Origin of the sequence: Sulfurovum sp. UBA12169 (genome assembly GCA_002742845.1) — a bacterium.
In the GTDB taxonomy this organism is placed as follows: Bacteria; Campylobacterota; Campylobacteria; order Campylobacterales; family Sulfurovaceae; genus Sulfurovum.
The window spans coordinates 68,817-82,799 of record DLUH01000005.1 but is presented as its reverse complement, the minus strand read 5'-3'; the positions used below and the strand labels follow the sequence as shown (position 1 = coordinate 82,799).

Here is a 13,983-nt window from a genome sequence, read left to right as displayed (position 1 = left end):
GCAGGATGAGTGATTTGCTTACGGCTTTTGAAGAATATATCGGCGTGACAAAAGCGTTGGATGCACTCACGGTTTCTTCTTATCTCAGCGATCTTAAGCAGCTCGAAAAAAAGACCCAAAAATCCCTTACGGCTCTGAACACCTCCGACGTCTTAAAATTTTTAGCTGCTTTTGAAAACAAACGTACGCTCAATCGTAAACTTTCGGCCATCAACACTTTTTTTCATTTTTGTCATCTCCAAAATTTTTCGCATGAAGTTATCAAGATCCCTATGGCAAAAATATCTCAAAATCTTCCCAAATATTTAGATCACAAAGAGATACTGGAAGCAGTTGAACACATAGACAGAAGTACGCTTATGGGGTTAAGGGATTATGCCCTGATCCTTTTTTTGTATGCAAGCGGTTGCCGTATTTCTGAAGCATTAAGCGTGCAGCGCAGTGATATTGTCGAAGGTTGGCTGAAAATTCGGTTTGCCAAAGGAGAAAAAGAGCGCATGGTTCCTTTAGCGCCTATTGCTTTAAGCGCTCTGGAAAACTATCTTAAGGCCCAGCATTTAAGCAACAGCCATATTTGGTTAAACTACAAATCAGAACAATTGAGCCGTATCTCTGCCTTTAAGATCGTCAAAAAATATTTGGGCGTATCTCCGCATGTCCTTCGTCATTCTTTTGCTACATCGCTTATCATTGGAGGAGCAGATTTGCGTGTAGTCCAAGAACTGCTGGGACACAGTTCGCTGGAGACAACGCAGATCTATACCCATATTCAAAAACAAAACCTTGCCGATACGATGCGAAGCTTCCATCCTCTTGCGTAATTTTGCTATGATACAAAAATGAAAACAATAGTTGACTGCCTGCAAAAGAAAAATATGATTTTCAAATCATTCAAAGAGATCAGCCCAAAAACACTCAATTCACGCAAACATGTAAAGATTTATTTGGGAGTGGATTTAAAAACCTATTATACGGCGGTAATGTATTTGGAAAAAAAAAGCCGGGTGATTAAAAAAGAAGCCCAGACGCTGATTTTTTTGCATGAAAAACTTGAAAGTCATTTGGGCAGCAAGATAACAAAAAAAAATATTTTTATTAAGGCGCCTTTATGTTCAAAAGCAAAAGCTTTTCTTGAAGAGTGCGGCTGGAAGGTTTGGCAGGAAAATGCATAACTATAAAGAGAAAATGTTTTTGGCAGATATCGGAAACAGTTATTTTCATCTTTTTGACGGCAAGACCGTAATACATCTCTCTCATGAGGAAGCTATAGCAAAGTATCATCAAGAAAATATTTATTACATTTGCGTAAAACATGCTTTGGAGGAAAAAATAAGCAATATCCCGGCATGGCACAATGTCTCAATCAAAATGAAGCTTGCCGGAGCTTATGGCACAATGGGCGTAGACAGAAAAGCACTCTGCTTGAGTCATCGGGAGGGAATTTTTGTTGATGCCGGTTCAGCAATTACGGTGGATGTGGTAGAAGAAGGAAAGTACAGGGGAGGGTTTATCCTGCCGGGGCTTAATGCATACCTCCAGGCATACAGATCCATCTCCGGTGTTTTAGATGTCCCATTAAACAGCGCAGTTGATCTGCATGAACTTCCGTTAACAACTAAAGATGGGATAAGCTATGGTATAATCGCGTCCATAAAAACCCTCATAGATAAACACCGTCAGGATAAAACGCTTTATATAACAGGAGGTGACGGAAGAGTTCTTTCTTCATTTTTTGAAAAAGCTGTTTTTGATGAAGCTTTGGTTTTTAAGGGGATGCAAAATGCACTTGATGTGCAATCAATAAAGAACAACAACAAACAATAAATAGAATGCTTTCAAAGCAGTTTAGCTATGGGATTGTTTGATTTGCATAAGGATATAAAAGATGTTAACCATTGCATTGCCAAAAGGCAGGATAGCCGAAGAGACATTGGAGATTTTTGCAGAGATTTTCGGCGGAGAATTTAAATTCGAAGGCAGAGAACTTATTTTTGAGAGAGGTGGATTTCGTTTTTTAAACGTACGCAATCAAGATGTACCTACCTATGTCGAACATGGCGCAGCGGATTTAGGAGTTGTAGGGCTTGATGTCATCGTTGAAAAAGAATTGGATATCATCCAGCTTCTTGATATGCGTTTGGGAAAATGTAAGGTAGCCATAGGGATCAAAAATGAAGATGAACTTGATTGGTCGCGCCCTCACATAAAAGTGGCTACGAAAATGGAAAATATCACTAAAAACTATTTTGCTCAAAAAGCAGTAGGGGTAGAAGTGGTGAAGCTTTACGGTTCTATTGAACTTGCTCCGCTGGTCGGGCTTGCAGATGCCATTGTGGATATTGTAGAAACCGGAAGTACAATGAAAGAAAACGGACTGAAGGTAGCAGAGGATATTATGGACTCTTCGGCGCACCTTATCTCTAACAAAAATAGTTTTTATGCAAAGAAAAAAGAGATCTTTTCTTTGTATGAAAAGATCAAAGAGGTGGTACAAAGTCGTGGAGAATAGTGCTTCTTCGCTCGATCTTTATGCCAAAGTAGAAGATCTTTTGGGAGTCAAAGAAGCGGCTCCTCGGCTTTATGCACACTATCTTCTTTTTCTGACCGGTGTTAATTTTGATTCACTTCTGGATGTGGGATGCGGTTCGGGCGATTTTTTGCTTCAGATGCAAGAGGCTTTGGGCATCATGTCACCCAAGGGTATTGATCTTAGTCCCTTGATGGTTCAAAAAAGTTCCCAAAAAGGGATAGATGCAACATGTATCGATCTTTGTGAACTTAAAGACAAATATGATGTTATCACAGCTGTATTTGATATGCTAAACTACTTGGATAAACCTTCTCTTGCGCGTTTTTTAACCTGCGTCTCTGCGCATTTGAATGAAGGCGGTTTTTTTCTTTGCGATATCAACACGCTGTATGGGTTTAAAGACGTGGCAGTGGGCTCTTATGTCGTTGATGATAAAGAGAGATTTTTAACGATAGACAGCGATTTTGAAGCAAACAAATATGTGTCTGAATTTACTCTTTTTGAAAAAGAGGGTACGCATTTTAAAAAATCCCAAGAGACGATTACGCAATACTATCATACGGTCGATGAGATCATGAAGCTAAGCGGTTTAAAGCTGGTAAGCAGTGATTTGGTTACTCTGTATGAAATGGATAGGGCAGATAAGAAATTTCTTGTTTTTGAAAAAAATAAGCAGTAAAAAATGTAAATATATTTTTACAGAAACATCATCCATCAAAAATGATGGATGATGGTGCAGTGTGTTATTTATTTGATCATATCAAGCGGAGATTCAACTACATTCTTTCTATCTACGATATAAGGAATAAGCGCAGTTTGTCTCGCTCTTTTGATAGCAATAGTTACCATCTCTTGGTGATGTTTGCAGTTGCCTGTCAATCTTCTTGGCATGATTTTAAATCTTTCACTGAGTGAAAATTTAAGTTGAGCTATATCTTTATAGTCGATCAAATCTATTTTTGCTTCACAATATTTGCAAAATCTTTTTTTGAATTTTCTTCTTTCTTGCATGGTGTTCTCCTAAAACGGTATTTCATCTTCACTGATGTCGATTTCTGGGATGTTGGATACAGATTCTTGTCTTGGGGCAGCTTGGGGTCTTGGTGCCGACGGAGTTGTCGGTGCAGCATAGAATTCTTCTGATTCGGTACTGTCGTATCCGTTACTTCCGTATCCGCTATTTGTCTGCGTATCGTCTTTGCCGCCTATCATTTGCAGGTTTTCTACGATCACAGAGTGTTTGCTTCTTTTTGAACCGTCCTGAGCTGTCCACTGGTCAAGCTTCAATCTTCCATCTACTAAAACTTTGCTTCCCTTATGGAGGTACTGATTGGCTATTTCAGCAGTTCTTCCGAAAAAGGTAAGATCGACAAATGTGACCTCTTCTTTTTGTTCTCCCGTTTGCGATTTGAATTTTCTACTGACCGCAACGCCCGTGCTTCCAATAGCCGAACCGCCTTGGGTGTATCGGATTTCTATATCTCTGGTAAGGTTTCCTGCTAAAATAACTTTGTTGTACATAAGGGTGCTCCTAAAGTGCGATTACGCTTCTTTTGCTTCTTCTTGAACTTGAGCCGCTTCTTCAACTTTAGCTGATTGGCTTGCGCCTCTGCTTGCTGCTGCTACAAGTTTGTCAAATTGTGCTACTTCTCTTTGTTTGGTATATTTTACGGTCAAAAACTTGATGATGTCTTCATTGTTTCTAAGATTTCTTTCAAGCTCTTGGATGACTGCACCCGCTGCTTTAAAGTAAAGAACAGTATAGTACCCTCTGTTATTTTTTTCTACAGGATAAGCAAGTCTTCTCATGCCCATATCTTGAGTAGCCACAAGCTCGGCGCCTTCTTTGGCAAGAACATCTTTCACTTTAGTGATTTGTGATGCAATCTCTTCTTCTGTAAGTGTAGGTTTAACTACAAACAGTGTTTCATAACAATTCATGTGTTTCCTTTTGGTTTAGTAGCCCATTTTATCAGTATTTTTCACTGTCCAAAAATGAGCAAGAATTTTGGAAACATTATATTATCATAATCCCACTTAATTTTTTATAAGTTTTTGTATGCCGGGTAATCGGGGAAAACAGAAAGGTTCTCAAATCAGCCGATGCTATGTTTGCCCGTGATCATTTCACAGCGAATTTTCGTAAAATTTTACAAATACCCCTGCAATCTGATCAGTATGCCGTAAAGCAATCCTTCTTTTTGAGAAGGGGGTGCTTTTTTCATCGCAATCTCGCTTTCTAAGAGATGTTCAAAGATTTTTAATAAAACAGCAGATTTGATACGCAGTGCCAGCGCGGCTTTTTGTTCTTCGATAGGCTTAGGGAGTTTGTAGCCGAGTATTTGATACGAATCGACAGTGCCGTGCAGCTTGATATAGGCATGAAACAAAAAGATCTGATTGACAAAATACTGTGTTGCACGCAGGATAGCAAACTCATCTTCTCCCAGTTCAAGCAGTTTGGTGATCGTGGCTGTGACGGGTTTTTTGTTAAAGAGATCAATGAGCAGCTCCTCGATCGCCAAGGGTGCAGTCGAGTAGACCAGCCTGTCGATATCCTTGCTGGTTATCTTGGTGCCCAAAATAGCAAGTTTTTCCAATTCGTTCGCGCAAAGCGCAAGATTGTTGTGAAGCAGCGCCAAAAGATGCTGCAGGGCAAAGGTATCGATATCTAGATGCAGTTCGCGCGCCTTTTGTTCGAGTGCCGCTATACCTTCGCGAAGGTTTGGCACAAAAAAACGGACCCACACGCCGCCGCTTTTGTCGCTAAAAGAGCTTTGCACATCCCTGGCCTCTTTGTCCGTACCGCTAAATACATGAAGAAAATAGTTGTCACTGTTTTTGTTGGCAAGCTCCACAAGGGTATCGAGCTCTTTTTTTGGGATCTTCTTGTCGTGTTTGACGATGAGCAGATTGGTTCCGCCAAAAAGAGAAGTTTGGGAGAGAAACGCCTTTGCCTGCCCAAAATCCCACTCATCAAAATAAAGCGCAAGCATACTCTCTCTTGCATCGAGTTTTTGGATATAAAAGTCCAGATAACGATCGAGAGCATACTCGTTTTCGCCGTAAAAAAGTACGGCTTTTGGCAATGAGGTTTTGAGTTTAAGATCAAATTCTTTTTGGTACATCCGGCTTTTTCTTTTTGTAAATTTATATGACAGTGTAGCATATCTGAAGTATGAGGCTCTTTTGGTCTGCAATGATGTGCATTACAAAAGAGTACATTATGATCTTTGAGGGTATAATAAACGCACACCGTAAGCAATAGGGATTTAAGTGTCAGGTATATTTCAACAATCAGTAGTAAAACGTTTCAGCCAAGATGAAAGTGTAGTGGCATTGCGATGGGCAAAACTTCAAGCGTATAAAGCCAAAATGGATTTTATCAAAACCGTCAAAGAAGAGAAGTATCAAGACGGCTTTTTGCATGACATCTTTGAAGAGTGTCTGGGCTATACGCTAGACAATACAAACCCGCAAAACTTCAATCTTGAGAGAGAAAAGAAAAACGAAACGGACAGCAAAAAAGCCGACGGGGCTATATTTGTCGATGGTAAAGTTGTGGGGGTCATAGAGCTCAAGGCTCAAGATACCAAAAATCTTGACAAAGCTGTCGACCAAGCGTTTGGATATTTGGTTTCAAATGCCAACGCCCGCTATGTGATCGTATCAAACTTTGATGAGCTTCGTTTTTACATAGAAAAAGCCACGGCTTATGAGAAATTTCACCTTTTTACGCTTGATTATGAAGGGTTTTAAAAGCTTCATCTTATCCTCAGCCATGAGAGCATCAAAGAAGACGTGCCGCTCCAACTCAAAGAGAAATCGACCACGTTTGAACAGCAGATATCCAAAGAGCTTTACAAAGATTTTAGTGCGTTTCGAAACCGGCTTTTTGAAAATATCGTCAAAAACAACGAGACGGACAAATCCACCCTCCTGCGCCTCACCCAAAAACTCTGCGACCGCATCATCTTTATACTCTTTGCAGAAGACAGAGGGCTTTTAAACCCCAATACCATCAAAGAGATACGCACCCGCCACGCCGGAGACATCATGGGCAATCCGATGTACGGCTACTACAAAATCTACTTCGATGCCATCAGCAGCGGCAACGAAAAGTTAAGCATCCCCAGATACAACGGCGGACTTTTTGCTCCCGATGCGCTTTTGGAGAGCCTCATCATCGATGATGAGTGCCTCGACATGGAAGCGCAAAAGCTCAGCGACTACGATTTTGAGAGCGAAGTGGGCGTAAATATTTTAGGGCATATCTTTGAGCAGAGCTTGACGGACTTAGAAGAGCTAAACGCCTCCATAAACGACACCGACTTTGACAAGAAAAAAAGTAAACGCAAAAAAGACGGAGTTTTTTACACTCCCGAGTACATCACCCGCTACATCGTCCAAAACACACTCGGCAAACTCTGCGAAGATAAAAAAGCAGAGTTAGGCATCGGAAGCGAGGTTTTAACCTCGCCCATAAACCCAAAAAAACCAACAAAAGCAGAACTAACATATAAAGAAAATCTCCTCTCCTACCGTGAGTGGCTGACAAACCTAAAAATCCTAGACCCCGCATGCGGAAGCGGTGCATTTTTAAACCAAGCCTTAGAGTTTCTCATACATGAACACACGGTTACCAGAGATATGCTCCTGCCATTTGGCGACCTTACCATCGGCTATGAGATAGAGACAAGCATACTAGAACACAACCTTTACGGCGTGGACATAAACGAAGATGCCGTTGAGATAGCAAGACTGAGCTTGTGGCTACGCACCGCCCACAGAGGCAGAACGCTTACAAATTTGAGCGATAAGATAGTTTGTGCAAACTCACTTTTGGCTATGCCGTTTGATGAGGGAAGTTTTGATGTGGTGATTGGCAATCCGCCGTATGTAGCTCTCAACAAAATCAAAGATATAAATTACGCTAATGCAGGATTTGAAGTCTTTGAAAAAACGGGAGACATATTGGCGTTGTTTATTGAAAAAGGATTACGCCTAACTGCTGAGGGGAAATATTTTTCATTTATTGTTTCAAACAGTTGGCTAAAAACCAAATACGGAGAACCGCTCAAGAGATTTTTAGAGAAAAATGCTCAGACAGAAGTCTTAAATTTTGTAGGGACACAACTTTTTGAAGATGCGACGGTAGAGAGTTGTATCGTAAGTGCTATCCGTTATCCCTCCGTCATACCCGCGCAGGCGGGTATCCAGCTAGATTCCCGTCTTCACGGGAATGACGAAAGCATCACCATCACCAACATCCGAAACTTCACCACCCAAGATGCAAGCGTTGATAGCATCATCGATGCGATCGAGAACAGCAAGGGCGATAACGGCGAAGAATTGTTGATGAAGCGCATAGAAAAGATAGGAAAGCCTCTTAAAGAGTGGAATGTATCTATCAATTACGGTATCAAAACGGGTTTTAACGAAGCGTTCATTATTGATACTGCAAAAAGAGATGAGCTGGTTGCTCGTGACTCAAAATCAGCCGAGATTATCAAGCCAATGTTACGTGGTCGAGATGTCTACAGATATGCAATCGATTGGGCTGGACAATGGTTAATTAATGTACATAATAATCCCCCTATAGATATTGAAAATTATCCTGCAATAAAAGAGCATTTGGATAACTATTATGAAAAAATTGTTAAGCGATATGATAAAGGTAAAACACCCTATAACTTGCGCAATTGTGCTTATTTGTCAGATTTTGAAAAACCAAAAATTGTTTGGGGTGAAATATCGGATAAGCCAAATTTTGCCTATGAAGAAAGTAACCTTTATGGGAATGACAAAATTTTTATTATGACGGGTGAAAAACCAAAATATTTGCTTGCAATTCTCAATTCAAAACTCTCAGAATGGTATTTTTCTAAAATATCCGTGACGACAGGACAGGGTACGATATTGTGGAAAAAATATAAACTCGAACTTTTACCTATAGCCATAGCAGAGAATGAAACACCATTTATAAAACTTGTTGATGAGATTTTAGAAACTAAACCAAAAATAAAAGAATATAAAGTGCTCCTTGATGAAGCTGTAAAAGCCGACAATTTTGAGCGAGAAATCAAACTCAAAAAAGAGATTGAGGCATTTGAAAACAGAGTAATCGAGTGTGAAAAAGAGATAGACAAAATGGTTTATGAACTCTACGGACTAAGTGATGATGAGATAAAAATTGTGGAGGATGTTAATAGATAAATCAATAATGATTTTCTTTTATTTCCACGGTCTGCATGGGGATGTTATTTCAGGTTATCGTTGCAGCATCCATCCCCACGCAGGAGCATGAGAGCAAGAGATACGCATGCAACGCTATTTTTAGGATCTGCACAGTTATGTTGATAGAGGGCCTTTAGGGCTAAAGCTCTGTTGCCTCTTTGCTCAGTTTCTCCACAAATTCCGCCATGATCACCGCTTGCGGGATATTTGCTTCATTGATACGCACTTTGATCCTGTCAAACAGCATCACGTGATCCCCTCTTAAATGTACGCTGACCCCTTGAATATCGCCTTTGAGTACCGCTTTGGCGTCGTTATTGTCGCTGATTTCGACGATTTCTGCCTCAAATTCCTCACCGATCTTCATCGCTGCCCATCTGGCGAATTTGCGGTCTCGAAAATCCCATTCGGCTTTGACCTCTTCGCGTTCAAGTTCGCTGACTCTGGCGCAAAGCGGTTCGATGTTTCGCAGTAGATATTCTGCTTCTTGTGCATCGTTTTTAAGCTGCGTCTTGATAAGACGATGCAAAATCAGGTCAGAATAGCGCCGGATCGGAGAAGTAAAGTGGCTGTAATGGCTAAATCCCAGACCGAAATGTCCGACATTGTAAGCAGCATAGCTCGCCTGCTTCATCGATTTGATAAGGAGTGCATCGACTTCGGAGGAAAGGTTCATCTTCCCGGCTTCTTTTTGGATCGCGCGGATTAGAGAAGGGCTGTCTTCGTAGGATTCGACATAAAGCCCAATCGCGGCAAGTTCGCTCAATAGCGTTTCCATCTTTGCCAGCTGCGGAGGTTCGTGGATCCTGAAAATACTGTCTCCCTCCCCCTCAAAACGTTTTGCTGCGGCTTGGTTGGCAAGAAGCATACATTCTTCGATGAGCGAATGTGAAGGGGTGCCTGTTTCGGTTTGGGTGCTGACAAGAAGATGGCTTGCATCGATAGTCAGCTTGATCTCTTCGCTTCTGAAGTCAAACCCTTGCTTGATGCGCTCTTTGTGCAGTTTTTGAGTGATTTTTTGAAGCGGAAGAAGATAAGTTAGGATCTTTTCAACGGTACCTCCCGCACCTTGGCCGTTTGTCTTGATGATAGTATCAACTTCATCATAATTGAAACGGTGTTTGGAGTGGATAATGGCTTCAAAAAATTCTTCTTGGAGCGGCTTGAGCGTATGTTTGTCCAATTGAATCTTTGATACAAATGCCAACCTGTCTACCTGTGGTTTGAGCGAACAGATGTTTTCGCTCAGTTCGCGCGGAAGCATAGGGAAGGCTTTGTGAGGAAGATAAGTGGTAAAGCCTCTTTTTTTGGCTTCTTTGTCGATGGGCGTGAAAAAAGGTACGTAGTGGCTTACATCGGCTATGGCAACATAAAGGATAAAATTTTCAAGGTCAAAATAGATTGCGTCATCAAAATCTTTTGCGGTTACGGGATCGATAGTGCAAAAGTCAAGATGAGTCAGATCGATGCGGTCTGCATGTTCTTCTTTGTGAACTTTTGATTCGACCTCTTTAGCCTGGTGCGTGCATTCGGGCGGAAATTCGTCTTGGCGGTCAAAAAGAGCGAGAGAGATCTTTTCATCGACTTTCGGATCTTTTAGGTTACCCAATACTTCGATAACTTTGTCATCATCCACATCGATTTTAAATACCGTGCCCAGATGAAATGCCTTAAGATCCATCCCTGCCATAATGGCATTTGTGGGTTCGCCTGTACGGATATTGAGGATTTGAAAATTACCCATAGCGTCTTTGTCGGTGTAGGCAATAGTGTAAAGATAGGCCTTTTCTATGACCATTATCACTTTTCCGCTTGCGCGTCCGCGTTTGGCTATGATGCGCTTGGCTACAACCACATCGCCATGTTTGGCTTTGCCTAACTGATCAGGCTCAACAAGCAAATCTTTTTGTTCTTTAAACTCCGCCTCTACATATCCTCGCCCGTCTTTGCCCATATAAAGACGTCCTGCACGGTAAAGACTTCCGATTTTCCAAAGTCCGTCTCTCTCTTCGACGACACCCATTTTTTGCAATGCCTGAAAAGTATTTTGATTTTCCTCTTCAATATCCGAAACGAAACATCCATTTATAAGCTGTATAACAAAAGGAGACATGATTACATACCCCTTGCTGAGGTATGTACCAATAAATAGCACTCAATGAATAATTTTATCTGTTTTCTCATAATGTGAATTATATCACAGATTTTATTTGAGGGCTTCAAGTCTTTCAATTCTCTGTTCGGTGCTCGGGTGAGTACTGAAGAGCTGTCTAAGAGAGAAGTCTTTGCCTGTAAAAGGGTTAATGATGAACATATGCGCTGTTTGGGGATCGGCATCGTGCATCATGTGCCCCCGGGCGTAGCTGTCTAGCTTCTTCAGTGCATTCTGGAGCCACTCGGGATGTCCTGTCATGCGCGCTGAACCTTCATCTGCCATATATTCTCTGTTGCGACTGACGGTCATTTGGATGACGCTTGCTGCTAAAGGCATGATGAACATCAGGGCTATTGTCACGATAGGGTTGGGCCTGTCTTTATCTCCCCCGCCAAAAAACATTCCAAAATTTGCCAGCATCGCAATGGCTCCTGCAAGTGTGGCGGCGATGGTGCCGATGAGCATGTCATAATGTTTAATATGGCTTAATTCATGTGCGATGACAGCTTCAACTTCTTCTTCGGTAAGAAGATTGAGGAGTCCTTCCGTGACGGCAACAGCCGCGTGTTCATAATCTCTTCCTGTGGCAAAAGCATTGGGTACATTATCCGGAATGATGTATAAAGAGGGCATAGGAAGATTGGCGCGGGCTGTCAGCCTTTTCACGATCGTATAGAGTCCTGAAGCCGAATTTGCATCTACGGGAATGGCATGATAATGCTTAAGCACGTGTGTGTCGCTATAGTAATAGGCATAAAAGTTCATCCCTGCGGCAACTACAAATGCGATGATCATCCCTGTTTTTCCTGCAATCATTCCCCCAAACCAGATAAAAAGGAGAGTGAGCCCTACCATTAAGGCATATGTTTTTAACTGTTCCATTTTATTCCTTTTTTGTTGTCGATGTTCTTTATGAAATTTTATCATAATATTGCAGTTGAATGTAAATCAAAGGTAAATCGCACTATGGTATACTTTATAAAAAAAGAGGCAAATCCATGCAAAAAAGTATCGGAATATTTGTAGTGTTTTCTGCGACACTTTTTGCTCAATTTAACGCAAAAATAATCCCGATTACGCCTCAGATCCAAAAGCGTATGACCGAAGGGAATTCATGGCGCAAAGGATGTCCGGTTGCGCTTAAAGATTTGCGCTATATTCGTTTAACTCATTGGGATTTTTATGGGAAAAGCCGTACGGGGGAATTGATTGTGCACAAAGAGATTGCAAAAGAGGTCATCGGAATATTTGAAGCACTTTATCAAGAAAAATATCCTATAAGGCAGATGCGTTTGGTCAGTGATTTTGGGGGGAGCGACTGGCATTCGATAGAGGCAGACAACACTTCGGCATTTAATTGCCGCAATGTAGCAGGAACCAAAAGGTGGTCCAGGCATACTTACGGGAAAGCAATAGACATCAATCCTCTCGAAAATCCTTATATCTCAACCGCCGGATATATCTCCCATAAGGCCTCTTTAAGCTATAAAACAAGAAAACATCAAAATGCGACACCCCAAGATAGCGCCTTGCTTCTTAGGGATGACCCTGCCACTAAGATCTTCAAGAAGTACGGATGGAAGTGGGGAGGGGAGTTTGTGGGCGAAAAAGACTATCAGCATTTCTCCAAGTAGCCCTAAAAGCAGGGCGGCTTATTGCTTGAAAACATTGCCAAGCATGCCTTTGATGGCTCCTTGCAGATCCGCAGGATAAATGACAAATTTGGAATTTTGGCTTTTGCTTATTTTTTCAAGAGAAGTGATATATCTGTCTCCAAGCAAGAACATAGCCGGCAGCTCTTTGTCTTGAATGTTTTGAGAAATGATGTTAATCGCTTCTCCTGAAGCATTGGCAAGGGCGATTTGTGCCTGTGCTTCTCTTTTGGCCGCTTCCAGTTTTCCGTCAGCTTCTAAGATGGCAGCATTTTTGTTTCCTTCCGCCATAGTTTCCACGGCCCTTCTTTCTCTTTCGGCAGCGGCTTGCTGTTCCATTGCGTGCTGCATAGAAGCACTTGGCGAGATATCTTGTATTTCTACGGATTTAACTGTAACACCCCAGTCGGCAACATCATCAATAATCTGATCTTTTAGTTTGGTTTTAATTTGATCGCGATTGGAAAGTGCATCATCAAGCGACATCTCTCCGAGGATGGAGCGCAGCGTTGTCATCACGAGCTGCTGGATGGCCAGCCTGAAATCCTCAATACCATAAATCGCGTCTCTGGGGTTGGTGACGCGAATGAAGGTGACCGCATTGGTCAAGATAACAGCATTGTCTTTGGTGATCACCTCTTGTTGCGGGATATCCAGTATGATATCTCTGGTAGAAATTTTTTGGCGAACCGCTTCGATATAGGGGACGATAAGATTTAAGCCCGGAGTAAGCGTGCGTGTAAATTTGCCAAGCCGCTCGACCACCCACTCTTCGCCTTGGGGGACGATATTGACTCCTTTGTAGAGCGTATAAATAACGGCGATTGCTAAAATAATGACTATATTAAGTACTTCCATTGTGTATCTCCTTTATGATAAATAATACGGCGCAACCTCTATGAGCTGTCCGTTGATCTCTACAATTTTGACACGTGTTTCTTTGGCTATATTTGTTTTTGCCGTAGCATGCCAGGTTGAATTTCCTAATACCGGGGCATCAAAAAGAACCTTTCCTCTGCTGTGGGGTTTGATCTCTTGTGTGACTGTTCCGAGAGTGTCGAGTCTGTAGTTGGATTGCCCGCTTTGCGTGATTGTTTTTTCTTTCACCCATGTAAACCATGCAGCAATACTTATCAGACAGAGTGCTATCCAGATAAAAAGTTCTGCGGTAAATGAGGTTTCAAACAGCAGATCTATGCCTCCGGTAATGATGGCGGCGATACCTAGCCCCAGCATAAAAAACGTACCTGCCGTGATCTCCGCGATCAACAAAACAATCCCCAAAATTATCCAATGCCACCACAAAACAGTTTCATTTAGAAAAGTTATCATCCCGCGTTCTCCTTTGAATGGTGTCAAACTATTATAGCATAAACCATGCAATCTGCTAAAAAATCTGCTTAAAATCA

Annotated in this window: 16 protein-coding genes; 8 read left to right on the top strand and 8 right to left on the bottom strand. The window is 41.7% G+C overall.

Annotated elements, in window-relative coordinates:
* Window positions 1-5 precede the first annotated feature (5 nt).
* The 5 genes from CFH81_05345 to CFH81_05325 all read left to right on the top strand — a co-directional run bounded on the left by CFH81_05345 (window position 6) and on the right by CFH81_05325 (window position 3,209).
* Window positions 6-821, top strand: a complete 816-nt coding sequence (locus CFH81_05345) for an integrase (protein DAB39656.1) — start codon at window positions 6-8, stop codon at window positions 819-821.
* Between the two features lie 18 nt (window positions 822-839).
* On the top strand, window positions 840-1,172 hold the full coding sequence (locus CFH81_05340) for a hypothetical protein (protein DAB39655.1): 333 nt from the start codon (window positions 840-842) through the stop codon (window positions 1,170-1,172).
* A 13-nt stretch (window positions 1,173-1,185) separates the two neighbouring features.
* A complete protein-coding gene (locus tag CFH81_05335; protein DAB40432.1) occupies window positions 1,186-1,824 on the top strand; it encodes a pantothenate kinase in 639 nt (212 codons plus the stop codon).
* Window positions 1,825-1,885: 61 nt separating this feature from the next.
* Window positions 1,886-2,509 carry an ATP phosphoribosyltransferase gene (locus CFH81_05330; GenBank protein ID DAB39654.1) on the top strand — a complete coding sequence of 208 codons (624 nt, stop codon included), beginning with the start codon at window positions 1,886-1,888 and terminating at the stop codon, window positions 2,507-2,509.
* Complete coding sequence (locus CFH81_05325; GenBank protein DAB39653.1) at window positions 2,469-3,209, top strand: methyltransferase type 12; 741 nt, start codon at window positions 2,469-2,471, stop codon at window positions 3,207-3,209. Before CFH81_05330 ends, CFH81_05325 begins: the two co-directional genes overlap by 41 nt.
* A 68-nt stretch (window positions 3,210-3,277) precedes the next feature.
* Here CFH81_05325 and rpsR read toward each other — a convergent pair whose 3' ends face one another.
* From rpsR to CFH81_05305, 4 genes are all read right to left on the bottom strand, one after another.
* The gene (gene rpsR, locus CFH81_05320; GenBank protein ID DAB39652.1) at window positions 3,278-3,541 is read right to left on the bottom strand and encodes a 30S ribosomal protein S18; all 264 of its coding nucleotides are present in this window, start codon (window positions 3,539-3,541) and stop codon (window positions 3,278-3,280) included.
* 9 nt (window positions 3,542-3,550) lie between these two features.
* Entirely contained in the window at window positions 3,551-4,051 is a 501-nt protein-coding gene (locus CFH81_05315) for a single-stranded DNA-binding protein (protein DAB39651.1), read from the bottom strand.
* Between the two features lie 21 nt (window positions 4,052-4,072).
* Complete coding sequence (locus CFH81_05310; protein ID DAB39650.1) at window positions 4,073-4,471, bottom strand: 30S ribosomal protein S6; 399 nt, start codon at window positions 4,469-4,471, stop codon at window positions 4,073-4,075.
* Between the two features lie 209 nt (window positions 4,472-4,680).
* Window positions 4,681-5,658, bottom strand: coding sequence for a DNA polymerase III subunit delta (locus CFH81_05305; protein ID DAB39649.1), 978 nt, complete (start codon window positions 5,656-5,658; stop codon window positions 4,681-4,683).
* 148 nt (window positions 5,659-5,806) lie between these two features.
* Between CFH81_05305 and CFH81_05300 the strand changes: the two genes are divergently transcribed.
* Both CFH81_05300 and CFH81_05295 read left to right on the top strand, forming a co-directional pair.
* Entirely contained in the window at window positions 5,807-6,289 is a 483-nt protein-coding gene (locus tag CFH81_05300) for a hypothetical protein (GenBank protein DAB39648.1), read from the top strand.
* 42 nt (window positions 6,290-6,331) lie between these two features.
* Window positions 6,332-8,746, top strand: coding sequence for a hypothetical protein (locus tag CFH81_05295; protein DAB39647.1), 2,415 nt, complete (start codon window positions 6,332-6,334; stop codon window positions 8,744-8,746).
* Window positions 8,747-8,906: 160 nt separating this feature from the next.
* Here the strand turns inward: CFH81_05295 and CFH81_05290 are convergent, their stop codons facing one another.
* A complete protein-coding gene (locus CFH81_05290) occupies window positions 8,907-10,880 on the bottom strand; it encodes a ribonuclease (protein ID DAB39646.1) in 1,974 nt (657 codons plus the stop codon).
* Window positions 10,881-10,973: 93 nt separating this feature from the next.
* Window positions 10,974-11,804: a protease gene (locus CFH81_05285; protein ID DAB39645.1), complete on the bottom strand. Its 831-nt coding sequence runs from the start codon at window positions 11,802-11,804 to the stop codon at window positions 10,974-10,976.
* A 116-nt stretch (window positions 11,805-11,920) separates the two neighbouring features.
* Between CFH81_05285 and CFH81_05280 the strand changes: the two genes are divergently transcribed.
* Window positions 11,921-12,556, top strand: a complete 636-nt coding sequence (locus CFH81_05280; protein DAB39644.1) for a hypothetical protein — start codon at window positions 11,921-11,923, stop codon at window positions 12,554-12,556.
* 18 nt (window positions 12,557-12,574) lie between these two features.
* Here CFH81_05280 and CFH81_05275 read toward each other — a convergent pair whose 3' ends face one another.
* Window positions 12,575-13,432: a hypothetical protein gene (locus CFH81_05275; GenBank protein DAB39643.1), complete on the bottom strand. Its 858-nt coding sequence runs from the start codon at window positions 13,430-13,432 to the stop codon at window positions 12,575-12,577.
* 12 nt (window positions 13,433-13,444) lie between these two features.
* Entirely contained in the window at window positions 13,445-13,906 is a 462-nt protein-coding gene (locus CFH81_05270) for a hypothetical protein (GenBank protein DAB39642.1), read from the bottom strand.
* Between the last annotated feature and the right edge of the window lie 77 nt (window positions 13,907-13,983).